Below are 26642 nucleotides of genomic sequence, written 5' to 3'. Positions count from 1 at the left end.
TTGTCTTTATAATTTTACCCATGCCGATACCGGAAAAACTTCTTGAGTTCATTTGTTGTCCAAAATGTAAAGGTGATTTGATTTACGATAAGGAACGAGACCTGCTTATCTGTCCAAGATGCAAGTTGCAGTACCCCGTAATCGATGATATTCCCGTGCTTATAGTGGAGGAGGCAAAGCCTATAAATGATCCTTCTACTCCTAACTCTTAGTTTCCTCTCGGACCTCTTCACGATCAAAAAAAAATTGGATGACAAACTAATATTAAGATTTAAAGGCCCCGACTTTTTCGCCACTTTCATTGACTCAAAGGAAGTTAGATACCTTTTTCCTGTAGGTGACCTTTTGCTCTCCAGCGCTCCCGACGCTCCCTTTTTGCCATACTATGAAGTCAAAGTGGCCCTAAATGCAACGGCAAAATTCACTTGTACCGTAAGACCAATTAGTATTGAAACCTACAGCAATTTCCTTCTACCTACAGTACCAAAGTTCAAAGATGATGGGCTGAGTTTGGAATTTTCAACCTACCAGGGTGAAAAAGTACCTTCAAAAAACATAGTTTACCAGGGCGAAACAGAGATTATCAATGGGGTTCCAACGGCACTCATCTTTTTTACGCCTTACTCCTACGACCCCTCTGCTAAAACTTTCCAGTACATTAAAGAAGCGGAAATAGTAATTTCCATTAACGAAAAAAAACAAACTTTTTCACTGACAAGGGGTTGGTACGATTCCTACCTGGAGCCCAATTTCCTGAACTATTCTGGAGTAATTGTCACTAAGCCAAAATTACAGAAAAGCAACCCCTTTGAAGAAGGCGTGCTCTGGTTCCAGTTTAAAATAGTGGAGGAAGGTTTTTACTCAGTGTCCTATGAAGACCTTGCCAAATCTGGCCTCTCCTATTCCTTTCCAATTCAGGAACTGTCGCTCTTCATAAGGGCGGTGGATACACTGCCATCGTCTCCCAATGATACCAACGAGTATTTCAGAAAAATCCCCTTTGAAATTCTTGATAAAAATGGGGACGGAATATTTAATAGCGGCGATGAGTTGAGATTTTTCTCTCCCGGTCCAAAAGGGTTGAGAAATTACTCAACAGGCAATGAACCCTCGTTAATTGAGATTGTGCGTAAGATAAAGTACTTCAAGAATCCCTACACCGATACGATTTCCGTCTGGTTAGCCTTCGGTATCCCAGGCGAAACCTATAGAGAAAAAAATCCAGTCTCTAACCGTGAAATTAGAGAGCTTTACACCTATTATCACTACGAAAGGGATCTAATAAACATTGCCTGGAAAGGCCTGCTATGGCTTGGGGAAGAAATCTTTAGGCCTTCTTCGTCCGTAGTAGCGGAAATCAGTTACAATTTTGACCTTCCATCGCCTTCTTCAAACTCTGGCTTTTTCAGAATCCAATACGCCGGTGCAACGCGTTCCATTCATCAATTTAAAGCCATCCTTAATGGCAAGGATACTTTAGGGGATATCTCTTCAAACTATGCATTGAGAGAGCTTTTCGGAATTGTCAGTACCATAAGGTCATCAAATACCCTTAAATGCCAGCTTTCCACTACTTCAACAAATACCGAGGACAGGGTTTACATTGACTATTTTACCCTCTACTACAAAAAAGAGACCTCAGCCCTCAGCAATGAAGTTGCTTTTTATGGTGCCCCCGATACAACAGTGGCACGGCTCTTTGTAGGGCAAAAGGTTTTGGCTATCTTCGATATTACAAATCCCTATCAACCCAAAAAGTTAAAAATTAATACCGATGGGCAAGGTCAATATTTTACCGATACCTTAATGCCGGGTAAAATTTACTACTTTGCCTCTTCCATGAAAAAGCCAGTGAAAATTGAACTTTCACCAAAGGCGGGAGCTTTGTACAACTTAAGGAACAACATTGACTACATAATAATCACGCCCAGGGCTTTTGTTTCTTCCCTTCTATCTTACAAAAACTACAGGGAAAAGAACTTACTAAAATACGTAGACGGAAGATGGCAAAAAACCTATGGAGTGGTCGAAATCTGCACCGTCGAAGACATAATGAGGGACTTTGGATATGGGGTTTATGACCCCGTTTCCATCAGAAACTTTTTGAAATACCAATACGAAAAGGAAAACGGCAACCTTATTTACGTTGGACTTTTTGGAGACGCCTGCTACGACTACAAAAACATTAACGGAGCCGGGGGCAACTTAGTCCCCGCCTTTGAGCCATTCCTCTCAACGGATATCGAAGAAGAAAAGGGCGCAAGGGACGATTTTTATGCAGACTTTGACGGAAATGGCTTTGCTGAACTCTTTATTGGGAGGATTCCCTTCAGAACAAAGGAACAGTTGGGAATTTTCTTAAACAAACTATACAAATACGAAAGTAACACTGTTTTTAACAACTGGCGCACCAGAGTCCTTTTCATAGCAGACGATGAATACGGTGAAAGTGGAACCCCAACCGAGATAGGGTTCCATATCCCTCTTGCAAACAGCATCAGAGCTGATACCTCTATAACACCACCTTTCTTAGAGGTAAAACTCCTTTACGAAACCTCTTATGGTGTGGTTGGAAACAGTGTTGACAGAAACAGAAGAGGGCAGGAGGCCAAGAAGGACTTCATCAGAAAATTCAACGAGGGCAACTTCTTGACAACCTTCTTCGGGCACGGCAATCCTGTTCAATTGACCCATGAGCAAATGCTTCTCCTTCAGGATCTGCCTTTACTCAATTCCAATTATAAAAATCCTATCAGCCTTTTCCTCTCCTGTAAGGTAGGGGCCTTTACCAGAGAAAATCCGCCCTTAGGGATTGCAGAGTATATGAGCGTCTACAATCAAAGCATAGGAACTGTCGGTTCGAGCATAGGTCAATTTGTATCCATTAATTACTTCTTCGGACGCAATATCCACAGCATCCTCTCCGACCGAAAGCTCCACCCTCTTGGGGAAATCGTAAACAGGGCAAAAGCCGGCAGTCAATCACTGACCTACTATCACCTATTTGGTGATCCCACTACCATTGTCTATCTTCCACTACCTGATTCTGTTACAAACCTGTTTCCACCTGATACACTCTGGATTGCGAGAAAAAATACCATTGGGTTGACAAACCTGCAAAACAACTCTGAATATTACGCCCTCCTGTTCCATAAGCCTTACATCGAAACCTACACGAACCCCCCAAACCCTACAGTCTCTGTTAGTTACTTAGGTGAAAACAAGGTACTTTACCGGGCGCCCTTCTCCCCAAAAGGCGAAAACGACTCCATTTCCTTTTTCATCGCTGGAACGGCCGACACTGGAACGGGCTTTTGCTTCTCAATCCTTAAAAAGGAAATTGATAATGAGATCTCTGCTCAATACATACCTAATTTAACCACCGCCCTCGGAAATGTTTCAACCCAGGACCGTACGGGACCAGATATTGAGGTATTCATTAATGGCAAAGAAGCAGCTAAAGTCACGGAAGCACCCCTTTCTTTCAACCTTAAAGTTGTCCTGGAAGACAGTTCCGGCATAAACCTATATAATGTTTTCGCTGAGGAGAAAGGGGTTATGCTTCTTATGGACAATAATTTCATCGATTTAACTCCCTACTTTGAATTTTATCCGAATTCCTACACCAAAGGTGAAGTCAATTACCCCTTTTCCGCGGAACAGCCTGGTAAAAGAGAATTCAAAGTTGTTGCCTACGACAATTTAAATAACATGAGCCAGAAAAGTTTTACCTTAGAACTTAAAAGTTCTGCCAACCTATGCAATGAATTTCTCATCTTCCCCAATCCCGTAAGCGAAGGAGATAGGGTTTACTTTACCTTTAGAATCAATAAAAACGCGAGGGCAAAGGTTGAAATCTATACCATATCCGGAAGGAAAATCTACCAAAGCGTTGAAACAGAATACCCCGAAGGTTTTAACCAGGTTACCTGGAACCTCAGGGACCTTTTTGGTGATAGAGTTTCGAATGGCCTTTACGTTGTTAAACTCTCTTTAAAAGCAGAAGATGATCAAAAGCAAGAGATAATAAAAGCCTTTGTCGTTGGAAAATAGGAGGTTAAAATGGCACCAGAAAAAAATTTAGAAGAAAAAATGGACACCATAATCGGCCAGGGGGCCGAAGTTACAGGTAACATATCGGTTCTTGGCAGTGCCAGAATAGATGGAAAATTCAAAGGGAACGTAAAGGTACAGGGAACACTGATAGTCGGAAAGGCAGGCCTTGTTGAAGGTGACGAAATTTCCGCAAAATCGGCAGTAATAGGAGGGACAATTCGTGGAAAACTCCACATTGAAGAAAAAGTGGTCTTTGAATCTACCGCCAGATTCACAGGGGAACTGACCTGTAAAACCTTAGTAGTGGAAGAAGGAGTAATTTTTGAGGGCACTTGCTCGATGCAAAAAGGTACACCTAAGGAGGTAAAATAGCAATAATTTTCGACTCTCACTGCCACCTAAACGACCCGCAATTTAAGAAAGATTTAGAAGAGGTATTATCAAGGGCAAAATCTTTTGGTGTTGAGAAGATCCTTATACCGGGCTATGATTTACCTTCTTCAATTAAAGCAGTAGAATTAGCAGAAAAATACAATCTTTACGCTTCCTGTGGACTTCACCCCCATGATGCAAAAAAGTTCACTCCTGCTACCCTCAAAGAGATAGAAAGGCTTGTAAAATCGAGCTCAAAGGTAGTTGCCATCGGTGAAATCGGCCTCGACTTTTACAAAAATTATTCTCCTCAGGAGGTCCAAAAGGAAGTATTCACACAATTCCTTCAACTTGCTGAAGGCTTAAAAAAGCCCGTTATACTTCACGTCAGGAATGCATACAAAGAGGTTTTTGATATCATTGAAGACTTTAGCTTAGTCTCTGTGATCTTCCACTGCTTTAGCGGTGGCCCCCAAGAAGCAGAAATCATTTTACAAAGGGAAAATTACTACATCTCCTTCTCAGGGACCATTACATACAAGAACGATGCATTAATTAGGGTTGCAAAGTTAGTCCCACCGGAAAAAATCCTCATCGAAACGGATTCCCCTTATTTGACGCCATCCTTAGAGAAAGGCCGAAATGAGCCTGCCTACGTACGACACGTACTCAAGAAGATAAGTGACATCAAGAAAATTGACTATGAGGAACTGGCAAGAATAACCTACGAGAATACCCTAAAAGCCTTTGGAATTTCAGAAAACTCTTAAAAATAAAGAGGCCCCCTTCTGCAAGAAGGGGGCCTCAAAATTTTAAGCTTTTAATACCTTCTCAATCCTCTCAAGTGCCCAGTCGATCTCTTCCTTTGTAATTACCAGTGGTGGTGCAAAACGAATCACCTGGTCGTGGGTCTCCTTCGCAAGGATTCCAAGTTCCATCAGCTTCTCGCAGAATGGCCGTGCAGTTCCATACTCTTTCTTAATTTCAACACCGATAAGAAGGCCTCTCCCCCTCACCTCTTTAACATAGGGACTATTAATCTCTCTAAGCCTCTTCATAAAGTAATTACCAAGTTCTTCGGCTCTTTCCGGCAATCTCTCTTCAATTATCACATCAATGGCTGCCATTCCCACTGCAGCAGCGAGGGGATTTCCACCAAAGGTGGAGCCATGGTCACCAGGCCTGAAGACATCCATCACATCGTTATTAGCAAGAATAGCAGAAACAGGGTAAACACCTCCACCAAGGGCCTTTCCGACAATGAGAATGTCCGGCTTCACCCCTTCCCTGTCCATTGCAAAAAGGGTTCCAGTTCTTCCAAATCCCGTTTGAATCTCGTCGGCCATAAGGAGAACATTATGTTTTTTCGTGATTTCTCTGATAGCCTTGTAGTACCCATCAGGAGGTACAATAACTCCTCCCTCCCCCTGAATAGGTTCCACAAGGAAACCTACAGTATTTGGGGTTATTGCCTTTTCAAGGGCTTCTGCATCTCCAAAGGGAATTACCTTAAATCCGGAAGTAAAGGGACCAAAACCGAACCGGTACTGGGGTTCGGTAGAAAAACTGATTATCGTTATGGTCCTGCCATGGAAATTGTTCTCACAAACTATTATTTCAGCCTTGTCTTCCTCAACCCTCTTTTTTAAATACCCCCATTTCCTCGCAGTCTTTATAGCGGTCTCTACCGCCTCTGCACCTGTATTCATAGGAAGCGCCTTATCAAAGCCAGCAACTTCGCACAACTTTTTCAAAAAAGCACCCATCTTATCATTGTGGAAAGCCCTCGAAGTGAGCGTTATTCTATTTGCCTGTTCAATGAGAGCATTGATAATCTTTGGATGCCTATGCCCCTGGTTCACAGCAGAATAAGCACTTAAGCAGTCAAGATACTTCTTTCCTTCAACGTCCCAAACCCAAACTCCTTCACCTTTGGACAGAACAACAGGAAGAGGATGATAATTATGAGCACTATACCTTTCAGCCTCTTTTATGAATTCTTCTGTAAGGCTCATTCGGTTACCTCCTTTTTTCTTAATTTTAAGCGATTGTGAAAGGAAAAACAAAGGGGCAAGACAACCTATAAGCTTAGGCAAGCCCTAAGGAGCTGACTCATGACCCACTTATATGACCCTATTTCCCACGCCCTAAATAAGGTCTACTCCCGGGTCCTGTTTGCCCCTTGATTTAATGAGGGCTTTAACTTATTATTATTTGAAGACTTAACAGGAGTGAGGTTTATGGTTGAGCGTTTTCTTTCCCGTGAAGAGGCAGAGAAGAGAATTAAGGAGTTAAGAGACCAAATCAATTACCACAATTATCGCTATTACGTTTTAAATAGTCCTGTTATTTCCGATGCCGAATATGATGAACTAATGAGAGAACTACAGGAACTGGAGAGTCTTTACCCTGACCTTGTCACCCCCGACTCACCTACCCAGAGAGTAGGGGCCCCACCTCAGGAAGAATTTGGGACAATTGAACACGAAATACCAATGCTTTCCATTCAGGACGCAAGAAATGAAGATGAAATAAGGGATTTTGATGTGCGTATAAAAAGATTTCTTGGTCTTCCCTTAACAGCGAGTATAGAATACGCTGTTGAACCTAAATTCGACGGACTTTCTTGTGAATTAACATACATAAACGGCACTTACACCACAGCTGCTACAAGGGGAGACGGCTTAAAGGGTGAAGATGTAACTCTCAACGCAAAAACCATAAAGTCAATACCCCTAAAACTCTTACCCCAGTTCCCAATTCCACCAAAGGTACAAATCCGTGGTGAGGTAATAATGAAAAAGAAAGACTTCGAGGCATTAAATGAAGAGCTGGCAAGGAGAGGTGAACCAACCTTTGCAAACCCAAGGAATGCAGCCGCCGGTTCCTTAAGACAGCTTGACCCGAATATCACCGCAAAGAGAAAGCTGGGCTTTATCGCCTGGGGCCTTGGTGTGGTGGAAGGGATCAAGTTCAAAACCCATTCAGAAGCCCTCGAGGCCATCGAGAAGTGGGGATTCAAAGCCTCCAGCCCAAGAAAGGTATGCAAAAATATTGAGGAAGTGATCGAATATTACCGCTATATGGAAAACATTAGGGATTCCTTAGAGTACGAACTGGATGGCATCGTTATAAAAGTCAATGATATGGAGTTGTGGGATAAGCTGGGAACAACGGCGAGGACCCCAAGATACTTCTTAGCGGGAAAATTCAAGCCGAGGCAAAAAACTACTAAAATCATTGACGTTGTATATCAGGTTGGAAGAACTGGACAAATTACACCTGTTGCAATTCTCGAACCTGTCGAGGTGGGAGGAGTCATTGTCCAGAGAGCAACACTCCACAACTTTGACGAAGTCCAGAGACTCGGCGTAAAGATAGGTGACAGGGTAGTCGTCCAGCGTGCAGGGGATGTCATTCCTGATATTGTTCAGGTTATAAAAGAAGCGAGGACCGGAGAGGAAAAGGAAATTCTCCCTCCAGAAAAGTGCCCCGTTTGTGGAGCAAAAGTGGTCAGGGAGGGAGCATATTACCGTTGTGTCAGTATGCAATGTCCTGCAAAGTTGAAGGCACATCTCCGCCACTTTGCCCAGAGAAGAGCGATGGATATTGAGGGACTTGGTGAAAAGGTAGCCGAGCAATTAGTGGATCGTGGATTGGTTAAAGATGTCGCGGACCTTTTCTATCTCAAAAAATCCCAACTCCTTACCCTTGAAGGTTTTGCAGACAAGTCGGCTCAGAATTTAATTGACCAGATCAACAAGGCAAGGAAAACAACGCTTGCTCGTTTCCTATACGCCCTTGGAATTCCCAATGTCGGTGAATTCACCGCGAAGGTTCTCGCCGAAAGATTTAAATCCTTAGACAAATTAATGAACGCAACCTATGACCAGCTTATTTCTATACCCGGCATAGGTCCCGAAACAGCAACCAGTATTATCGAATTTTTCCGGAATGAACAAAACAGGCAAATAATTAAAAAATTCCTGGATGCAGGCATCACCTTTGAAGAAGAAACAGCAAAACCCGTTGCCGAATCCCCCTTCAAGGGAAAAACCGTGGTATTCACCGGAGAGCTTGACAGCATGACCAGGGACGAGGCTAAGGAAAAGGTTGAAGCCCTTGGTGGAAGGGTCTCCAATTCTGTTTCCAGAAACACGGACTTTGTGGTTGTTGGTAGAAACCCCGGATCTAAGTACCAGAAGGCGCTGGAACTTAAAGTAAAAATTTTAAATGAAGAGGAATTTCTCAAACTCCTGAAGGAGGCTGGAGCATTATAAGGAAATACATCCGCTACTTTATCATAATTAACCTTTTCTGGACGCGTCCATCCCAGTGGGTTTATGTAACAAGTGGTAACAAGAATTACCTCTTTGAGGCCAAAGATGGCAAACTCCAGATGGGAGGATACACCTTCGAAGAATACAGAGTTGAGGACGCAAATACAAAATTTGTTAAAACAGCAGAGGATTCTGGATATTTCAACGGTGATCTGGTCTTAAAATGCATTGGAAACTCCATTTATCTTCAGAATATTGCAGAAGAAGAGGATTATGTCCTCTCCTGTACGCAGAATGTCGCAGGAAAAGACACCACAAAAGAGTACATAAAGGCCATAGCGGTGACAATTAGAACCTACCTTTATCACCTGCTTAGCGAAAATATCTATATGTTGCCAGATTCCCTCCCCTACTGGAAATATACCGGCATTGGAAACGTATCCAAAAACGTGAAAAATGCGGTAGAGGAGACAAAGGGAGAGATTTTGACTTACCTTGGCCTCCCAATCTACCCACTTATAACCTATTGCACGGGGGGCTTCACTGTACCATATGAGGAAATATTCGGTGATACTCTCACTTACAGCATTTCGGTGGAGGACACCTTATCCAAAACGTGCTCCTTTTCCCACTGGGAAACTAAAATTCCTTTGAGCGATATCAAATACATTCTGGGAATCGATAAGTTGGACTCTCTAAAAATTGTTAATTTCACAACCCATCTCATCCCTGACACAATAATCTTCAACGGTGAAAAATCCGTAATTTTGCGTGGTCCAGCCCTATACCAAAGCCTTTATCCCCGTCTTCTAAGCCCCTCTTTTCAGTTAGAAATCATGGGAGATACCCTTATATTCCAAGGAAGGGGAAGAGGCATTCTCATTGGATTGCCACTCTGGAGTGCAAAACTCATGGCCATTCAGGGAAAAACCTACAAAGAGATACTTAACTACTATTTCCCTGTATCCGAAATAGAAAAAATCCCATCTTCAAGGTAGTGGAGGGACTACCCGCTTACCGAGCCCTCCTCTTCCAGGGGTGTTGTCAAAGACTTCGACAACATAGTAAATTACCGCAATAAATTCCCTGTCAAAATGGCCATGGAAATAAGAATGAATAAGATTCGCATATTTGACGATATCTTTCTCATATTCACTAAGGATCGGGTCCTCCGGATGTAGAAGCCTCGCCAGGGCTCTCACCTCAAAACTTGGAATATCAAGGAAGACAATAGAAACAGCGGGATTTTCCATCTCATTTAAGAATGTGTGGGTCTCAAACCCAGGATTAGTATAAAGTTCGAGAGATACAAGCCCCTTCCGTGTAAAGTATTCATCTGCATTCTTGTAAAGATTTTCGAGAACATTGAGTTTATACTCATCAGAAGAATCTATCGTTGATTCAAGGAGAGTAATCAACTCCTTTACCTTTTCCGGTTTTGGCAAAAACCCCATACCTTTCACCGCATTATTAATAATAAATTTCGAATCCTTTCTCCTTATACCGTAAGAAGCAACCATCCCGTTGTGGGGACCTGAGAGGGAAGGAGGCTGATTACTTCTTACCCTATCAAGGGTTTCCAGTCTTCTATTGACACTCCAATTCACAAAGGCATCAGGAAGATCAACTATTTGGAAAGTCTGCCACTTGCCATCGACCTTTGCCCTTACCGTCCATTTATTCAAATCGATATCCTTTATCGTTTTCTGCACAAAATAACTTCCTTTCCAGTATTTTTTATTAGCATGTTCAAGATTTGAATGCATTTTGCTCTCCTTTTTACAACTCAGGACCGCCATAAGTAAAAAGAGAAGCAGTCCTAATGCGACATTTTTTGTTTTATTGAGCATACCGCACATACCTCCCCTGAAGTTGGCTCACCGCATATTTTGCAGGGCTTTACCCCTTGGTCCTCTACAACTTGAAGCAAAGGATAAATCTTTCTCAAAAACTCCGAATAGAATCTCAATTTGGTTCCAGGGCTGGTTTTTTCAAGATCCTCAATAAATTTTTTATACTCTAAGCTTGTTGCCCCCTTCGAATATGGGCACTTGTATTCCACATACTCTATCCCATTAACCTCCACATAAATCCTGTTCTCCATCTCCGTGGTTTTACAAAGAGGTTTTACTTTTCTTACAAAGCCATTTCCCTCTTTCAAAACGGGATATTGCCTCCTCAGGTATTCTAAATTCCAGGAGAGGGTGTTAACCAATAGAACCGCCACTTCATCGTCTAAGTTATGACCAGTTGCAACGATTTGATATCCCAGTTTCTTAGCGTAAAGGTTGATAAAATACCTCTTCACGGTGCCACAGAGGGAACAGATGGGCCTGCGGTCTTTTTTCTTAATCTCTTCAATGCTATAAAACTCTTTATTCAAATCCAAAATGTGGAGAGGCCTGTTCAACTTTTCTGCAAGTTTCTTAGAGACATTCAAAGAATCTTCAGAATACTGACCAAAACCAAGGTCAATTATAAAACCATCAGCTTCGTAGCCAAGAGAGACAAGGGCATGCCAGAGGGCAAGGCTATCTTTACCTCCGGACACCGCAACGAGAATGCGGTCTTCCTTTGAAAACATCTTAAACTCTTTGATAGTAGTATCAACCCTTTTTTGATACCATTCAATATAGTGCTCATTACAAAGGGAGAGTCGATGGTGTGGAATAAAAATTTCAGTAAGCCCCTTGCATTTTATACACTTTCTCATGGCCTTTAAGCTTTGCAAGGAACTATTCTCTTATTTCGTAGGAGTAGGTAATTTCCGATTTTCCTCTCAAATTGGCTGAAACACTACAATATTTATCCTGAGAAAGCTGGATGGCTTTCTGGATGTTTTCTTCCTTCAGGTTTTCACCTTTGAAGATATACTTAATGTGAATCTTTGTGTAATATTTTGGATGTTCAGGAGCTCTTTCACCTTCCACTTCAACACTGAACTCTTTCACCTTTTCTCTCATTTTATTCAAAATCGATATAACATCCATAGCTGTGCACCCACCAAGGGCGACCAAAAGAAGTTCCATAGGAGCAGGTCCGGCACTTTTTCCATCCTCTTTGTGAGCAGAATCAAGATAAAGCTCGTGACCCGAAGGGGTTTCAGCTTTAAATTTCAAGCCCTCTTCCCATTTCAAATTTACCTTCATTTTAGTACCTCCTTAATTCTTTTACTTTGACTTTTCGGTCTGCCCTCCCTTCTGGGTGTCAATGGAGGGCTTGAAGGCAACCATCCTTTCGGCGAACTTCTTTGGCATTTTTGGAACTTCAATGCGGAAAATCCTCATCACACTTTCGTTTCGGATCCTCTCCATAAGCTCATCAAACAGTTCAAGGCTCTCTTTTTTATACTCCACCAATGGATCTTTTTGAGCATATGCCCTCAAATAGACCCCCTCTCTCAAATGGTCAAGGGCATAAAGGTGTTCTCTCCAGAGATGATCCAGGGTCGTTAATAAGACAATCCTCTCCATCTCCCTCATCTTTTCATCACCAAAGGCCTCCTCCCGTTCTTTATAAAGGTCCTCAAGCTTATTGAAAACCAGTTCCTTTACTTCCTGTTTACTCTTCACATTCAACATCTCGGAAAAATCATAAAGGAAGAAGTAGGCAAGCTCGTTCCTCAAATCCTGAAGATTCCAGGAATCATCCCTCTCATTATTCCTTAAATATTTCTCTATAAGGTCTTCCGCAATACCCTTTGCGTAATCAAGGACCAATCCCCTTAAATCCTTACCGTCAAGGATGTCGTTTCTGAGGCCATAAATTACTTCCCTTTGCCTATTCATCACATCATCATACTCAAGGAGTCTCTTTCTAATCTGGAAATTCTGCATCTCAACCCGCTTCTGTGCCGTTTCAAGAGCCTTTGTCACCATAGGAGATTCGATAGGCCCCTCATCCTTGCTTCCAAATCTTTCCATAAGTTCCATCACCCTATCGGAACCAAAGAGTCTCAAAAGGTCGTCTTCCAAGGATAGGAAAAATCTCGAAGAGCCAGGATCACCCTGCCTTCCAGCCCTTCCCCTCAGCTGATTATCAATTCTACGGGCTTCGTGTTTCTCGGTGCCAATAATGTAAAGCCCACAGGGAACTCCTTCCTTAATACACTTCTTAGGATCCTCTGTACAGGTAAGACCAGGGGTTGGATTTGGCGTATTTATAGCACACTCCTTTGCCCGAACAACGTTTGGGCCCAATTTAATATCCGTTCCTCTACCTGCCATGTTGGTTGCAATGGTAACTGCCCCAAACTGACCAGCCCTCGCTATGATTTCCGCTTCCTTTTCGTGGTATTTGGCGTTCAAAACCTGATGAGGTATCCCCTTCCTCTTTAACAACCTGGACAGCAGCTCAGAAACTTCCACTGACGTGGTCCCCACGAGAATAGGCCTGCCAACCCTATGCCATTTTTCGATTTCATTTATAATGGCCTCATATTTTTCCTTCTTCGTCTTAAAAATTATATCGGGATAGTCCACCCTGCGAATGGGTTTGTTGGTAGGAATCTGAATCACATCGAGTTTGTAGATCTCCCAGAACTCCTGGGCCTCAGTCATTGCGGTACCTGTCATACCAGCCAGTTTTTCATACATCCTAAAGTAGTTCTGAATGGTAATGGTGGCAAGGGTCTGGGTTTCTCTCTGGATTGTCACGCCCTCTTTTGCTTCGACTGCCTCATGGAGTCCATCAGACCATCTTCTTCCTGGCATCAATCTTCCTGTGAATTCATCCACGATTATAACTTTCCCGTCCATCACCACATAGTCCACATCCTTCTCGAAAAGCATGTAAGCCTTGAGTAACTGTTTCAGGGCATGAATCTTATCACTCTTCTCCGCATATTCTCTGAGAATCCTCTCTTTTTCATAAAAGCGCTCGCGAGCAGATAGATTTTTGTCCTCATCAAGCTTATGAAGTTCTGTAGAAAGATCAGGAAGGGCAAAGAGGCCCTTTTCCCTCTTCTCCACCTCTTCCCTGCCCTTTTCTGTTATTTCAACAGAATGGGACTTCTCATCAACCCAGAAATAAAGTTCTTCCTTAAGCTCTTCAATTCTCTTCGTCTTTTCACCACCTATGTTAACTTCCTTCATCAACTCTAACTCAACCTTATCCACAAGCTTCATAATTCCAGGTTCCTGGAGCATTTTGAATAGCTTCTTTGCCTTAGGCATACCCATCCTCGCTTGAATAATCTTTTCCGCCGCCTCAAATTCCTTACCCTGTTTTAGTAGATTCTCAGCAACAAAGAGAAGCTGGGTAACCAGTTGAGTCTGTTTCCTCACTAAATTCTCTGCAAGGGGTTTCATTTCCCTGTAAATCTCTGCAGAAGAGTATTCGACAGGTCCAGAGATAATTAATGGGGTCCTCGCCTCATCGATCAAAATAGAGTCGACCTCATCCACAATGGCATAGTAGTGACCACGCTGGACCCTGTCCTCTGCCCTGTAAACCATGTTATCCCTCAGGTAGTCGAATCCAAATTCGTTGTTAGTTCCGTAGGTTATATCTTTCTGATATTCAATCTTCCTTCGAGCATTATCCATATCGTTCTGGATCACGCCAACACTTAAGCCAAGGCTTTCATAAACGGGTCCCATCCATTGCCTATCTCTGCGGGCAAGATAATCATTCACTGTGACCAGGTGCACCCCGGTCCCCTTAATCCTTCCTATGATCCCGTGAAGATAAAGGGGCATTGTCGCAACGAGGGTTTTACCTTCACCTGTCTTCATCTCCGCAATCTTTCCCTGGAAAAGTACGATAGCACCGAGTAATTGGACATCAAAGGGGATCATATCCCATTCCCACATATGGCCCGTAACTTCCCATTTCTTTCCGCACAATCTTCTCGTCGCCTCTTTAACAAGGGCAAAAGCCTCAGGCAGTATTTCAAAAGGATCTTCGCCATCCCTGATACGCTTTTCAAACTCCTCAGTTTTCTTTATTAGGTCTTCATCTTTCAATGAATGATAAGTTTCGTAAATCTCATTTATTTTCTCAACAATGGGCCAGAGTTTCTTTATTTCCCGGTCGTTCCTTGAGCCTATTATTTTTTCCATTAAAAATTTAAACATGGCTCCACTCCTCGTTGTAATTATAAACCCGCCAGTGTAAAATTAAAAGGAACAATGGTCTCTGCAATAATTGTAAATTATCGATCAGGGAAATTATTGAAACGCTGTTTGGACTCCATCTACAATCAGGTTGATGAAATAGTTATTGTCAATCACAGCCCCGAAGAGGACCTAAAGGAATTCACTCAAAAATTTCCAAACACCAAGGTAATAAACAGGCAAAACAAAGGCTACGCATCGGGCTGTAACTTTGGTGCCAGAGTGGCCAGGGGAGACTTTCTACTTTTTATGAATCCAGACACTGTTGCCTCTCCCGATACAGTAAGAATTCTCGAAGAAACCACAAGAAAATTTAACTCAGTGGCAGCCCCAAGGTTTTTAAATCCTGATCACTCATTTCAACCTTCCACAAGGATGTTCCCCTCTTTAAAGCACGTCTTAGTCAGCAGAACATCCCCCCTCCGTATTTTCTTCAAAAATTCTAAGATCAAGAAGGAATATTTTGGCTACGAACTGGAGAGGATAGAAGAGCCTATCTTCCTTAAGGAATCTTTTCCCCTCGGCGGTTTCTTTATGACACCACGGCAAATTTTCGAGAACCTGAAGGGATTTGATGAGCAATTTTTCCTCTTCTTCGAAGACGCCGACCTTTTCAAAAGGCTTATAGAATCGGGGTATTCAGTGATTTACGAACCAAGGGCAAAGATTATACACTTTCATGGATCTTCACGAAAAGAGGCACCTTTTAAGTCGGAATTTCAAAAACTCCGCTCCTTTTTTCTCTACACAAAAAAACACTCGAAGAATCCAATCGAAAAACTTATTGTTTTTATCCTATCCCTTACCTACAACTTGATTATCGCTTTTCGGTATTTTATAAATATTCCCGTAAAGGAAAGCCAATGGAAGGCATAAGAAAAGGGTCCATTAGGTTAATCTCTAAATTTATTCTTGTACTTCTGGATCTCTTTCTCATTGCCTTCTCCTTCTATGCGGGCTATTACATTAGAGTTAATGTAATTGGCACAACCAAATATACATTGCCTCCAGCACTGCCCATTGCCCACTATTCAAAATACTTTTTTGCCTTCTTAATCTGGGTCATCACTTTTTATTACGAAGGCCTCTACACAAAATACTTTACCAAAAGTGAAGAACTACTGAAAATAGCAAAAGGCACCACCATAGCCTCCGCCTTCTCAGCCCTTCTCCTTTATACCATTAAAGTAGAGCCGTCGTTCTCGAGGCTTGCTTTCCTAATCTCCTATATTTTAAGCATCTTCCTCCTCTGGGTCGGTAGAATTATCGTAAAAAGAATCCTCTACGAAATCGGACTACTTAGAGATAAAGCTCTCTTCTGGGGTGACTCGGTGGAACTGGAATGGTTCAAAAGGACCATCGAAAGGGAGAAAACCAGTGGCATCAATGTGGTAGCCCATATAAAAAATGGGTCTGCCGAAATAGTAAAACAAGCTATTTTGGAAAAAGAACCCGACCTCCTCATTGTAGGTGGTGTACCGCTTACGGAGGTTAAAAAGATAGAAAACTTAGCATGGGAAAAAAATGTTGAGATATTAATAAACGCCTTCAACCACGCTTTAAACCCTCAGGAGCTGGAAATCGTTGATTTCTTTGGTTTTAAAAGCCTCAAATTGAAATATAATCTTTTAATCCCGAAAAATGCCAAATTGAAAAGGCTACTGGATCTTCTCGCCACCGTTCCCTTAATTATAATTTTATTACCAGTTATTGCACTCATCTCCATCACCATCGTTGCTACATCGAAGGGACCTGTGATCTTCACTCAGCCAAGGCTTGGGAAGAATGGCAAGCTTATTAAAATCTTCAAGTTCCGCACCATGTATCTAAACTCCGAGGAAATCCTACAGGAATTTTTAAGAGAACACCCGGAGATTAAAGATGAATACGAAAAATTTAGAAAAATTGTGAGCGTAAAAGACCCAAGAGTCACTCCCATTGGCAAAATCTTAAGAAAAACCAGTCTTGACGAGCTTCCACAACTATTTAATGTTTTGTTGGGGGATATGAGTCTTGTGGGTCCAAGGCCTTATTTGCCCGAAGAACTAGAGGTCATTGAAGATGTTAAAGACATACTTTTAAGTGTTAAACCCGGTCTTACGGGTTTATGGCAGGTCTCGGGTAGGAACGCCCTGACCTTCGAAGAAAGGATTATGTTAGACCTCTATTACGTCAAAAACTGGAACATCTTTTTGGACTTAGCAATCTTTGTAAAAACAATTTTAGAGATCTTTAAGGGCGAAGGAGCCTACTGAATTTGCTCCACTTCTTCTTTTAAATATGGTAAAAGTTGTAAATCTTCAACGAACCCGTATTTTTTGTACATCTCTTCCAGCTTATCCAATATTTTATAGGCGCCTCTCTTCCTCTTTGTTAAAATGAAGAACTCAAGCAAACCTTCAAAGTAAGAGACTATGTAGTCTGGATCTTTTTTCAAGTTCGCTCTGACTTCTTCATGGGCAGAATGGAGGGCGCGCCCCGTTTCCCTCCTTTCGCCTCTTAAGGCGTAATATTCAGCCAATACAAAATGCGCCCAGAACCTGTAATTCTGGAATCTCTTCTCCTTTAAATGGGGTAATAACTCATTTAGAATTTTACCAGCTTTGTCCAAATCTCCTTTCAGGATGAATAGTTCCGCACCAATCAATAATGAGGCAAACTTTGTTGTATCAAGCTCTCTCTTCTCAAGCAACTTCTCTAACTCTCTGAAATATTCTTCAGCCTTTGCATAATCTTTAAAGCCGTCCTTATAGAGCCTCACAAAATTCCTGGTGATCACTATTTTATGCTCAACGGAATTTATCTCCTCGGCGATTTCCATTGCCCTCCGATAGAAGACCTCTGCCTCATTATATTTACGGGTAATCCTCAAGACTGAACCGATATTATTAAGAGCAAGGCACATGCTATCCTTACTACCTATTAAATGAGCCTCATGGTAGGCATTCTGGAAATTTCGCATTGCTTCGTCGTATTTCCTGCTGGAAAGGTAATACATCCCGATGTCAATGTAAGTTGTAATCAAACCACCTTTGTAGCCTATCTGCTTATAAATTTCTCTTGCCTTTTCATAATATTCAATGGCTTTCTGCATGTCACCGAGGTCATGGTAAACGATAGCAATATCAATATAACTGGCACCCAATCCCTTAAAGTCATTTATACCCTGCCTGATTTCAATTGCCTTTTCGTAATAAGCAATAGCATCCTGAGGCGAAGATACTTCAGCATGAAGCACCCCAAGGACATTATAAAGGGTACCTTCCCAGTATTTAGAGAGGTACTTCTTATTAATTAGTGCCTGTTCCAAAACCACCCTTGCGTCTTCATACTGACCGAGTTTGATTAAAATCCAACCTTTTTCGATATAATACTTATAAAGGGAGTGTTCGGCTAACTTATCACCCTGATTATTATTTTTTTCCTTCATTTCCTGCTGAAAGGCGAGTTCGATGGCTTTATCTATATACTTAAGAGCTTCACTATAGAGTCCTTGCTCACTCAAAACGTCCGAATACCTCGAGTAGAACTCAGCATCGATAAAATCTGAAAACTTCTGCTGCACCTCTTCTAAAAATTCTCTTGCATATCTCAAATCGCCCTTAATCATTAAGCACTCGACAAAATCAAGTGCTTCCTTAACGTACTTTTTCCCATCCTTTTCGTACTCAAAATAATACAACCAGAACTTCTTTGCCTCCTCATAGGCAAATTGTGACATCGCCTTCCTTGCAACTATTGGAGCATACTGCAATATCTTCTCTACATCTCCGCCGTGATACGCATGATAGGCTATAAGTTCCTCTGCATTTGCAATATAACCCTTATTCTCTTCTATCCACCTTGCAATTCTCTGATGATAAAATCTCCTTTTACTCTGAGAAATACCTTGAAGGATAAGCTCCCTCATCACGTCTTCTTTAAACGCAAATATATCTGGCCCACTCTCCTCAAGGATTCCCTTCTTTATAGCTTTCTCAATGGAATCGTAGATTTCTCCCATGTCCATATCAAGAACACCTTTAATTATCGAAGGTGAAAACTCATGCCCAATGCAGGACGCCACTTCAAGGACCTTATCTCCCTCCACCTCCTGAACCCTTTTCCTCATGATATGTTGAATGGTCTGAGGGATAGAGATATTCTCAACATCGGCAAGTACCCAGCGTTTCCCATTGTACAAAAGGTTCCCCTTATCGTAAAGTTCCTTAATTAGCTCCTCAATAAAGAAGGGGTTTCCGCCAGATTTGTTGTAGAGGAACCTAATCACCTCTTCCTCAGCCTCTTCCTGAAGAACGGCAGAAACGAATTCGGATGTTGCAGAATAATCAAAGGGCTTCAGATCCAATACAAAAATAAAACGTTCACGTAAAGCCTGAGATAGGAAGTTTTCAACATAATCGTAAATATGGTCCTCCGTTCTAAAAGTGGCGAAAAACTTTACATCGACGGGGGCATTTCTTATAACATAGTAAAGAAGCTCCATCGATGACTTGTCCGCCCACTGTATATCGTCAATGTAAATTAAAACCCTTTTATGAACTGCAAAATGCTTGAAGAACTTCAGTATAGTATCGTAGAGCTTGTACTTATCTATATTCTTTACACTGCCACTTTTACTTGCTTCTGGAAAAATAGAGTAAAAAGCGGCAAGTTCAAATTGGTCAAAATTAGAGAGAGCCTCCTTTGATTCTATTTTATAGTTGTCGTAACAGTACCGAATCAAATCCTTCAAAAGACTAAAGGGGACTTCGGAAAGGGCTCCGTATGCTACCCCCATAAAAAAGTAGACGCCTTCAACTCTTTTTAGAGTATCTTTCACAAGACGGGTTTTACCTATGCCGGCCCCTCCTCGGACGATTACCAGTTTTTGGTCCTGATTTATAAGATTTATAAGGGTTCTCTTCTCCTCTATTCTGTCAACAAACTGGGATGTTGGAATTACAGGAACCGCTTCTACTTCTTCAACCCAGGCAATACGACCCTTACCTCTCCTTTTCGCTCTGTAAAGGGCTATATCCGCCTTGTTAAAGAGTTCCTGCCACGTCTTGCCATCCCTTGGATATTCGGCGATACCCATGCTGAGGGAGATACTCCTTCCAGCTATCCTCTGAGATTTCACGCTGCTAAGGATTTTTTCGGCAACAAACTTGGCATCCTCAAAATCCGTATTAGGAAGGTAAATAATAAACTCGTCCCCACCATATCTAATGAGAACATCAGACTCTCTTAAAGATTTCATAATGAACTGAGAAAGTTCCTTGAGAACCTTATCACCCTCAAGATGCCCGTAAAGATCGTTAATTTCCTTGAAGTTATCGATATCAAAAAGAATTATGGAAAAATTTGTGCGATATCGCTGGGCCCGTCGTATCTCAAGGTCGGCGAAGGTACTAAGGAACTTTCTATTTCGTGCTCCAGTTAAATCATCAGTATATTGCTCTACTTTCTCCTGTATCATTTGGATAATTTTAAAAGCCTCCCTTTGTTCTGTCAAATATTTAAGCTACCTTTTCCAATGCGAGATGCAAGCTTTAAAATAAAGTTCAATGGAAAAACGATTTGAAGAAGTTTTAAAAACCGTTGAGCTTTTATCAAAGACGGAAAGTGATAAAATAATCCTCTCTGCAGAAATAATTTCCAACGCACTTAAAAAGGGGAAAAAAGTTCTATGGTGCGGAAACGGCGGTAGTGCCGCTCAGGCGATGCATTTCAGCACCGAATTAATGGTAAAATATAAAACCCAAAGAACCCCGCTCCCATCTGTCTCCCTATCCGCCGATACGTCTCTTATTACTGCCACAGGGAACGATTTCGGCTTTGAGGAAATCTTTTCAAGGCAGGTAGAAGGGCTCGGAAAGGAAGGCGATGTTTTGGTAGCCCTTTCTACATCAGGAAGCTCAAAAAATGTGATTAAGGCAATCAAAACGGCAATAGCTAAGAAAATGGCCGTTATCTTCTTAACGGGCGCAGACCCGACAGAAGTAGAAGACCAGGTGGACGTAGTTATCCATGTACCATCAAAAAATACTCCGATAATCCAGGAGTGCCACCAAATTATAGGGCATATAATAATAGAAGAACTGGAGAAAAAACTGGAGGTTTAAAGTGATAAGGAAAATTGCCACTTTCTTACTTTTAACGTTGTCTATCACCCCAACACTTCAAGGCAAGGATGTGTCCATCGCAACCGTTGATATGAATCGCATCTTCTATGAATACATTGAGTTCCAGGATGCAAAGAGAGAACTGGACAGGTTTGTTTTAGAATGGGAAAGGCAGAAGGACAGTCTCAAACAGTATATAGATTCGCTTAAAAATCTTTTAGAAATAGAAAAGCCTGGACTTACAGAGAAAGGCAGAGAAAAAAGAGAACTGGAAATACAGAAGGCCCAAGAAGCATACTCAAATTTTATCAAAAACATCTGGGGAGACAATGGGCTCTTTTATAAAAAATCTTCTGAGCTTTTAGAGCCCTATTACAAGAAAATTCAGGAAACCATCAAAAATGTGGCAGTGGCAAACGGTTTTGACTTAGTGTTAAACAACGATGCAAAGGTGATCCTTTACGTTTCAAATTCTCAGGACATAACGGACAAAGTACTTCAGGAGTTAAACAAAACCTATGCTCAGCAAACAACATCCGGAGGAAAAAGATATAGAATTGCCGTCTTTCCTCTTATGGAAACCGAGCCTGGGGCCCAAAAACTCCAGCTTGGCAATCGCCTTCAAAAGTCCCTTTACCAGGGAATTACCGGTAACGTACTCCTTGAGGTAATTCCTACCGATAATGTAAACAAAGAGATATCCCGAAGCAATCTCACCAACAATAAACTGTTCCCGGAAACCTGCAAACAGATCGCTCTGAGTCTCAACGCAGATTATTTTGTGTGTGGAACTGTTGAAACCTCGGGTGAAAATGTTAACTTTGTTTACCAGTTGTACCGTACCGCAACGGGCGAGAAGCTACAAGAAATAACGGGCTCCGCTACAAACCCAAGAGAAAGTCTCGATGTTGAGTCACTTCAAAAGGCACGACTCTTATCACAACAATTCAAACCTTAGAGGCAATAGCAAAACCATCGATCTTAGAAGGATAATTCTTAAAAGCCTTTGCTAAGTTCTCCATTGTAGCGCCAGTGGTATAAACATCATCCACGAGGAGAATCCTCTTTCCTCTGAACCTTTCCGGATGACTCACGAAAAAAGCCCCGGAGAGATTCTCTAAGCGCTCACTCCTGGTCAAATTCGCCTGCTTAAGGGTATATTTTCTCCTCCTTATGCCCTTTTTCGTTACAGGAATTCCGCATTCCTTTGCCAGCCTTTTCGCTATTACTTCACTCTGGTTGAATCCCCTTTCCCTTAGTCTTGTGGCGTGAAGAGGAACGGGCACAATAAAATCGTAGTCAAGAGGAAGCCCAGAAAAATATTGAGAAAAATAACGTGCAATCTCCTTTCTCTTCCCGTACTTGAATTCTTCAATGAGCCTTCTCACCTCTCCTTCGTACTCAAAAACAATGTAAACTTTAGAGAGGTGATCGGCGTCAGGGAAAAAGATTTTGTTAACCCTCTTTTCCTCAAAATTTTTCTTGCATCCATCACAAAGGATGCCCTTAGAAGGCTTTCCACAAATATAACAGAAAGAAGGGAAAATCGCCTCTAAGAGAAATCTGAACACAGCTACTAATGTTTCTTAAAGGCTTTCCTGCGCAAAATAAAATAAATAACAACGGATGTAACCATTATAGCAATGGAAATCCACTGGTTTATTGTGAGAATATACACATTTTCGGGCTCGTAATACCTGGTGAAATCCACGAGAAACCTTATCAAAGAGGCGAAAAACATGTAGAATAGGAAAATAAACCCATCAAAGGGTTTTTTCTGTTCAATTTTCAGTAAGATAAAAAAGAGTATCAAGTTTGCAAAGGACTCGTAAAGCTGGGAAGGATGAATAGGAAGAGAATCCATTACTTCATAAGCGGGTGAGCCTGGTGGAAATACCACAGCCCAAGGGAGATGGGTCTCTTTACCAAAACAACACCCGTTGAAGAAGCACCCCCACCTTCCAAAAAACATACCAAGGGCAAGGGCTTCAGAAGCAAAATCAGCAATAGGCCAGAAAGGCAAATATTTCTTATTTTTTATCAAATAAACAATCCCGGTAATTAGGGCAAACAAAAAACCGCCAAAAAAGACCGCTCCGCCTTCCCAGAACTTAATAATCTCTGATGGATGTTCTTTAAAATAGGGAATGTGATAAAGGACGTAAAAAATCCTTGCCCCAACAATTCCTGCTAATCCCACCCAGAAGCCAAAATCCCATATCTTTTCAGTACTAACACCTATCACGCGGGCCCTCTTAGCCACATAGCTAATTCCAGCAATAAAACCTATTAACACAAGTACACCCCATGTGCGTACTTCAAGAGGCCCTATCCTGAAAAGAATCGGATGCATCAATCACCTCCTGATTTTCGGCTTATTATAAAATAAAAAAGGGGGAACTCAAAGTTCCCCCTTCTTGTTTTCGGGCTATAAGGCTTTTATGCCTTTTCTACGTGAACAGCCTTCGGTCCCTTATTGGTCTTTTCCACATCGAACTTCACGCGCTGCCCTTCTTCCAGTGTCTTATATCCTTCTCCTTCTATATCGGAGAAGTGGACGAACACATCACCAGATCCATCCTCGAGCTGGATGAATCCATAGCCTTTCCGCGAGTCGAACCACTTGACCCGCCCGTACTTCTTAGTGTTACCCATTTGAAACAACCTCCGTTAAAAATTGTTTGTAAAGAATGGTTTAATTATGCTCCTAAAGGGGGGTCGTGTCAAGTTAATGTGCTCTGACGATATCTTTAATCTTCATCAGGCGTGTAATATCAGATCTTTCCATCTCAGAAAGTTTCATCGAAATAAACTTAATAGTGGATTCAAGCTCCGGAATTAAAATGTACTCGAGGGCATTTACCCTCCTCCTCGTCTTCTCTACCTCGATGGCCAATAGTTCAAGGGACTTTTCCTTTTCCGCAAGTTCAATTAAATCTTTGTACGCCCTCGTTAGAGATTCTAAAGACACATCAAGCTCCGGCGAGGTTCCCGCAAACCCATAACTTAAATAATTGCCCTCAATTCTTGCTTTAAAGGTTGGAACGACAACGGTCATTATCTTCTTCTCACCAATCTCAATACCTGAGGAAACAGAAGGAATCAAGAAAAGCTCCTCCACCTCTTCAGGCTCCATAAAGGCCCTGGCGAGGACGAACCTCCTTACCGACTCCGACAACTCCTCTTCTACCTTCTTCCTAAGCTCTTTAAGGCCCTCAAGAAGCTCAAAGAGAATCCTTACCAGCTCATCCTGCTTGTCTTTGAGAAGTTTGTGGCCCTTTCTTGCAATGGCAATACGCCTTTTGAGCCTCAAGAGCTCCATCCGAGTTGGACTGGCACTTATAAGTGGCATGTTTATATTATACCAGAAAATTCATATTACTCCAAATAGGCTTGCGAGGTGCTAACTAATTTGTTTGACAATGCGTCCCAATGTATATAAAATTAAACAATGTTTCAACATAAAGATTTTTCAGCTGTACTTCAAATCATCTCAAAACCAACCCCGAAGAGCTTCATTAGTTTTCTAAACATATTTTGTAGGAATCTTCACTTTGACGGCGCTGTGATATACCTCAATGTGGGAAACCCAGAAAAATTAATGTTTTTTACAGGAGTTTACAAAGGCAATCCCGTCCGAGAGATTCCACAAAAATTTCCCTATTTGACTCCACAATGTATCGGTTCCAACATCTTTCAAGAAGCCCAAAACAAATTTTTTGAATGTCAAAGGGAAAACCTTCCGGAAGAAGTAAACCAATTCCTTGCAAAATTCAATATAAACAAGGTATTCTTAATGCCCATCCTCACTTCCACCCAAAATTATGGTATTTTAGTGGCCGGCACCGAATCGAGACGTCAACTAACACCCGAGGAGACGGAGAGCTTAAAGGCCCACACTGCTATGTTTTCAATCCTCATCGATATCTATCATACAAAATGGGTTTATGATGTCGTTAGAAATAACCTCAGAGAACATGTAAATCCTTCAAGACCTTGACCACAGAATTTTGGAAGCAAATAGAGCTGCAGCTTTATCCATTGGAATTGAAAATCCAGATGAACTAAAAGGAAAATTCTGCTATGAATTGTGGCATCAGCGTAATACCCCTTGTCCTTTCTGCCCCCTCGAGGTAACAAGAAAGACATTAAAACCTGAAGAAAAGGAGGTTACGACGCCCGACGGTCGATGGTTTTTAATTAGATCCAACCCTATTTTAAACGAGGCAGGGGAACTCGTAGGATTTGTCGAACTAACTCTGGAAACAACGGAAAGGAAAAAAGCAGAACAAGAGGCAAGGCGCTTTCAAGAAATAGTGAAGCATCTCTTTGAACAACCCCTCGTGGGTGTCACCCTTTCAGATTACGATGGAAACACATTAGAGGTCAATGAAACAAGGGCAAAGATGCTCGGTTACACAAGAGAAGAACTATTGAAAATGAACTGGAAGGATTATACCCACCCCGATGATGTCCCCGCGATTCTCGAAAAGGTGAAAGAACTGAAGGACAAAAAGACAGAAAACTTTATAATGGACGTAAGGTGCATAAGTAAAGATGGAAAGATTGTCTGGCAAAGGCTTTTCGTAATGCCCCTCGAGTTCGAAAAGGAAAATCTATTAATTGCTATGATTATGGATATTTCCGAGGATGTCGCCCTTAAAGAGGAGCTGCAAAAACTTCTTAAAGAGAGAACCGCCATCTTAGAAGCAATACCGCAAAGGATTTATAAAGTAACAAAGAATGGTAATGTTTTTCAGGTAATTAAGAAATCGGAAGAGGCTGAAAAACTCTCCGATATAATCCGTAGAACAGATAAAGACGCAAAAGAGTTGATAAAAACTGTACTTGAAAGTGGAGAACCTCATAAAATTTTCTACAACAGGAAGACCGAAAGGGAAGACAGGTACCTTTCCTCTACCCTCACTAAACTGGACGAAGAAACCACTATCCTCGTGGAAAACGACATTACCGAGATAAAAAGACAGGAAATCGAAGCGTTAAAGCAGAGGAACCGTTTTAGAATACTCACAGAGGGCATTATAAAAACCCTCTCCCATATCATTGAACTTAAAGAACCCTATACCGCAGGCCACCAGTCAAGGGTTGCGGAAATTGCTTACTTAGTAGGAAAAGAAATGGGGCTTGATGAGGATAGATTAACAACCCTAAGATACGCAGGGCTTCTCCACGACATCGGAAAGCTAATCATACCCATTGAGATACTCAATAAACCATCTAAATTAACAGAATCGGAATTTAATTTAATAAAGCAACACCCATCTTTCAGCTACGAAATCCTCAAAGATATTGAATTTGAAGGGCCGGTTGCCGAAATCGTTCTTCAGCACCACGAAAGACTCGACGGCAGCGGATATCCAAAAGGGCTAAAAAATGGCGAAATACTCTTAGAGGCAAGGGTCATAGCCTGTGCTGATGTTTACGAAGCAATGACCCCCCACAGGCCCTATAGACCCGCCTTATCACCGGAAGAGGCACTGCGGGAACTCAAAGAAAAGGCAGGAATCCTTTATGACCCGGAAGTCGTAAGAATAATGGAAAAACTCTATTTAGAAGGAAAATTGCCTAAGGCAACTTCAGAAAAATGAGTTAAGCAAAAGGCTAAACAGTTTTTTCACCTAAAAGGTATATTTGTTAATTTTCCTTGAGCGTATTGCATTAAAGCAAGGGGAAATTGTCAATATCAAGCT

General features: G+C 41.8%; 22 protein-coding genes. 12 read left to right on the top strand and 10 right to left on the bottom strand.

Annotation, left to right across the window (positions count from 1 at the left end):
- The first annotated feature begins 20 nt into the window (after positions 1-20).
- The 4 genes from ABIM45_00425 to ABIM45_00410 are packed head-to-tail and all read left to right on the top strand — an operon-like array spanning position 21 to position 5198.
- Positions 21-212: a Trm112 family protein gene (locus ABIM45_00425; protein ID MEO0238381.1), complete on the top strand. Its 192-nt coding sequence runs from the start codon at positions 21-23 to the stop codon at positions 210-212.
- Entirely contained in the window at positions 187-4053 is a 3867-nt protein-coding gene (locus ABIM45_00420; protein ID MEO0238380.1) for a C25 family cysteine peptidase, read from the top strand. Before ABIM45_00425 ends, ABIM45_00420 begins: the two co-directional genes overlap by 26 nt.
- A 9-nt stretch (positions 4054-4062) precedes the next feature.
- Positions 4063-4428, top strand: a complete 366-nt coding sequence (locus tag ABIM45_00415) for a polymer-forming cytoskeletal protein (protein ID MEO0238379.1) — start codon at positions 4063-4065, stop codon at positions 4426-4428.
- A complete protein-coding gene (locus ABIM45_00410) occupies positions 4425-5198 on the top strand; it encodes a TatD family hydrolase (protein MEO0238378.1) in 774 nt (257 codons plus the stop codon). The genes ABIM45_00415 and ABIM45_00410 overlap by 4 nt, the downstream gene beginning before the upstream one ends.
- Before the next feature lie 42 nt (positions 5199-5240).
- Here the strand turns inward: ABIM45_00410 and rocD are convergent, their stop codons facing one another.
- Positions 5241-6443 (bottom strand): ornithine--oxo-acid transaminase, encoded by a 1203-nt coding sequence (rocD, locus tag ABIM45_00405; protein MEO0238377.1) that lies wholly within the window; start codon positions 6441-6443, stop codon positions 5241-5243.
- Positions 6444-6668: 225 nt separating this feature from the next.
- Between rocD and ligA the strand changes: the two genes are divergently transcribed.
- On the top strand, positions 6669-8708 hold the full coding sequence (ligA, locus tag ABIM45_00400) for an NAD-dependent DNA ligase LigA (protein ID MEO0238376.1): 2040 nt from the start codon (positions 6669-6671) through the stop codon (positions 8706-8708).
- 119 nt (positions 8709-8827) lie between these two features.
- Complete coding sequence (locus ABIM45_00395) at positions 8828-9706, top strand: SpoIID/LytB domain-containing protein (GenBank protein MEO0238375.1); 879 nt, start codon at positions 8828-8830, stop codon at positions 9704-9706.
- On the opposite strand, the gene ABIM45_00390 is transcribed toward ABIM45_00395, so the two are convergent.
- The 4 genes from ABIM45_00390 to secA are packed head-to-tail and all read right to left on the bottom strand — an operon-like array spanning position 9698 to position 14785.
- The gene (locus ABIM45_00390; GenBank protein MEO0238374.1) at positions 9698-10474 is read right to left on the bottom strand and encodes a hypothetical protein; all 777 of its coding nucleotides are present in this window, start codon (positions 10472-10474) and stop codon (positions 9698-9700) included. The two genes, ABIM45_00395 and ABIM45_00390, sit on opposite strands and share 9 nt — an antisense overlap.
- A gap of 53 nt (positions 10475-10527) precedes the next feature.
- Positions 10528-11421, bottom strand: coding sequence for a TIGR00269 family protein (locus tag ABIM45_00385; protein ID MEO0238373.1), 894 nt, complete (start codon positions 11419-11421; stop codon positions 10528-10530).
- 22 nt (positions 11422-11443) lie between these two features.
- A complete protein-coding gene (locus tag ABIM45_00380; GenBank protein ID MEO0238372.1) occupies positions 11444-11857 on the bottom strand; it encodes an OsmC family protein in 414 nt (137 codons plus the stop codon).
- Between the two features lie 21 nt (positions 11858-11878).
- Positions 11879-14785, bottom strand: coding sequence for a preprotein translocase subunit SecA (gene secA, locus ABIM45_00375; GenBank protein ID MEO0238371.1), 2907 nt, complete (start codon positions 14783-14785; stop codon positions 11879-11881).
- Between the two features lie 54 nt (positions 14786-14839).
- Here secA and ABIM45_00370 point away from each other — a divergent pair, with 54 nt between their 5' ends.
- Entirely contained in the window at positions 14840-15700 is an 861-nt protein-coding gene (locus tag ABIM45_00370; GenBank protein MEO0238370.1) for a glycosyltransferase family 2 protein, read from the top strand.
- Positions 15688-17079 carry an exopolysaccharide biosynthesis polyprenyl glycosylphosphotransferase gene (locus tag ABIM45_00365; GenBank protein ID MEO0238369.1) on the top strand — a complete coding sequence of 464 codons (1392 nt, stop codon included), beginning with the start codon at positions 15688-15690 and terminating at the stop codon, positions 17077-17079. The genes ABIM45_00370 and ABIM45_00365 overlap by 13 nt, the downstream gene beginning before the upstream one ends.
- Here ABIM45_00365 and ABIM45_00360 read toward each other — a convergent pair.
- Positions 17073-20285, bottom strand: coding sequence for a diguanylate cyclase (locus tag ABIM45_00360; GenBank protein MEO0238368.1), 3213 nt, complete (start codon positions 20283-20285; stop codon positions 17073-17075). The two genes, ABIM45_00365 and ABIM45_00360, sit on opposite strands and share 7 nt — an antisense overlap.
- Before the next feature lie 88 nt (positions 20286-20373).
- Between ABIM45_00360 and ABIM45_00355 the strand changes: the two genes are divergently transcribed.
- Complete coding sequence (locus ABIM45_00355; GenBank protein MEO0238367.1) at positions 20374-20931, top strand: SIS domain-containing protein; 558 nt, start codon at positions 20374-20376, stop codon at positions 20929-20931.
- A gap of 1 nt (position 20932) precedes the next feature.
- On the top strand, positions 20933-21889 hold the full coding sequence (locus ABIM45_00350; GenBank protein MEO0238366.1) for an OmpH family outer membrane protein: 957 nt from the start codon (positions 20933-20935) through the stop codon (positions 21887-21889).
- Here ABIM45_00350 and ABIM45_00345 read toward each other — a convergent pair.
- The 4 genes from ABIM45_00345 to ABIM45_00330 form a co-directional block, all read right to left on the bottom strand.
- Positions 21879-22502, bottom strand: coding sequence for a ComF family protein (locus ABIM45_00345; protein MEO0238365.1), 624 nt, complete (start codon positions 22500-22502; stop codon positions 21879-21881). The two genes, ABIM45_00350 and ABIM45_00345, sit on opposite strands and share 11 nt — an antisense overlap.
- Before the next feature lie 5 nt (positions 22503-22507).
- The gene (lgt, locus tag ABIM45_00340) at positions 22508-23284 is read right to left on the bottom strand and encodes a prolipoprotein diacylglyceryl transferase (protein MEO0238364.1); all 777 of its coding nucleotides are present in this window, start codon (positions 23282-23284) and stop codon (positions 22508-22510) included.
- A gap of 86 nt (positions 23285-23370) precedes the next feature.
- The gene (locus tag ABIM45_00335) at positions 23371-23586 is read right to left on the bottom strand and encodes a cold-shock protein (protein MEO0238363.1); all 216 of its coding nucleotides are present in this window, start codon (positions 23584-23586) and stop codon (positions 23371-23373) included.
- A gap of 73 nt (positions 23587-23659) precedes the next feature.
- Entirely contained in the window at positions 23660-24283 is a 624-nt protein-coding gene (locus ABIM45_00330; GenBank protein MEO0238362.1) for a V-type ATP synthase subunit D, read from the bottom strand.
- A 99-nt stretch (positions 24284-24382) separates the two neighbouring features.
- On the opposite strand from ABIM45_00330, the gene ABIM45_00325 reads away from it, so the two are divergent.
- Both ABIM45_00325 and ABIM45_00320 read left to right on the top strand, forming a co-directional pair.
- Positions 24383-24931 carry a hypothetical protein gene (locus ABIM45_00325; GenBank protein MEO0238361.1) on the top strand — a complete coding sequence of 183 codons (549 nt, stop codon included), beginning with the start codon at positions 24383-24385 and terminating at the stop codon, positions 24929-24931.
- 10 nt (positions 24932-24941) lie between these two features.
- Entirely contained in the window at positions 24942-26540 is a 1599-nt protein-coding gene (locus ABIM45_00320; protein ID MEO0238360.1) for an HD domain-containing phosphohydrolase, read from the top strand.
- Positions 26541-26642 lie beyond the last annotated feature (102 nt).

This window comes from candidate division WOR-3 bacterium (assembly GCA_039803545.1).
In the GTDB taxonomy this organism is placed as follows: domain Bacteria; phylum Hydrothermota; class Hydrothermia; order UBA1063; family UBA1063; genus UBA1063.
This window is presented reverse-complemented; position numbering and strand designations above follow the sequence as displayed.

Bases quoted from the DNA above. Each gene is read 5' to 3' on its own strand.
- ABIM45_00425 (MEO0238381.1), top strand. From the start codon at position 21: ATGCCGATACCGGAAAAACTTCTTGAGTTCATTTGTTGTCCAAAATGT.
- ABIM45_00420 (MEO0238380.1), top strand. From the start codon at position 187: ATGATCCTTCTACTCCTAACTCTTAGTTTCCTCTCGGACCTCTTCACG.
- ABIM45_00415 (MEO0238379.1), top strand. From the start codon at position 4,063: ATGGCACCAGAAAAAAATTTAGAAGAAAAAATGGACACCATAATCGGC.
- rocD (MEO0238377.1), bottom strand. From the start codon at position 6,443: ATGAGCCTTACAGAAGAATTCATAAAAGAGGCTGAAAGGTATAGTGCT.
- ligA (MEO0238376.1), top strand. From the start codon at position 6,669: ATGGTTGAGCGTTTTCTTTCCCGTGAAGAGGCAGAGAAGAGAATTAAG.
- ABIM45_00395 (MEO0238375.1), top strand. From the start codon at position 8,828: ATGGGAGGATACACCTTCGAAGAATACAGAGTTGAGGACGCAAATACA.
- ABIM45_00390 (MEO0238374.1), bottom strand. From the start codon at position 10,474: ATGCATTCAAATCTTGAACATGCTAATAAAAAATACTGGAAAGGAAGT.
- ABIM45_00385 (MEO0238373.1), bottom strand. From the start codon at position 11,421: ATGAGAAAGTGTATAAAATGCAAGGGGCTTACTGAAATTTTTATTCCA.
- ABIM45_00380 (MEO0238372.1), bottom strand. From the start codon at position 11,857: ATGAAGGTAAATTTGAAATGGGAAGAGGGCTTGAAATTTAAAGCTGAA.
- secA (MEO0238371.1), bottom strand. From the start codon at position 14,785: ATGTTTAAATTTTTAATGGAAAAAATAATAGGCTCAAGGAACGACCGG.
- ABIM45_00370 (MEO0238370.1), top strand. From the start codon at position 14,840: ATGGTCTCTGCAATAATTGTAAATTATCGATCAGGGAAATTATTGAAA.
- ABIM45_00365 (MEO0238369.1), top strand. From the start codon at position 15,688: ATGGAAGGCATAAGAAAAGGGTCCATTAGGTTAATCTCTAAATTTATT.
- ABIM45_00360 (MEO0238368.1), bottom strand. From the start codon at position 20,285: ATGATACAGGAGAAAGTAGAGCAATATACTGATGATTTAACTGGAGCA.
- ABIM45_00355 (MEO0238367.1), top strand. From the start codon at position 20,374: ATGGAAAAACGATTTGAAGAAGTTTTAAAAACCGTTGAGCTTTTATCA.
- lgt (MEO0238364.1), bottom strand. From the start codon at position 23,284: ATGCATCCGATTCTTTTCAGGATAGGGCCTCTTGAAGTACGCACATGG.
- ABIM45_00335 (MEO0238363.1), bottom strand. From the start codon at position 23,586: ATGGGTAACACTAAGAAGTACGGGCGGGTCAAGTGGTTCGACTCGCGG.
- ABIM45_00330 (MEO0238362.1), bottom strand. From the start codon at position 24,283: ATGCCACTTATAAGTGCCAGTCCAACTCGGATGGAGCTCTTGAGGCTC.
- ABIM45_00325 (MEO0238361.1), top strand. From the start codon at position 24,383: ATGTTTCAACATAAAGATTTTTCAGCTGTACTTCAAATCATCTCAAAA.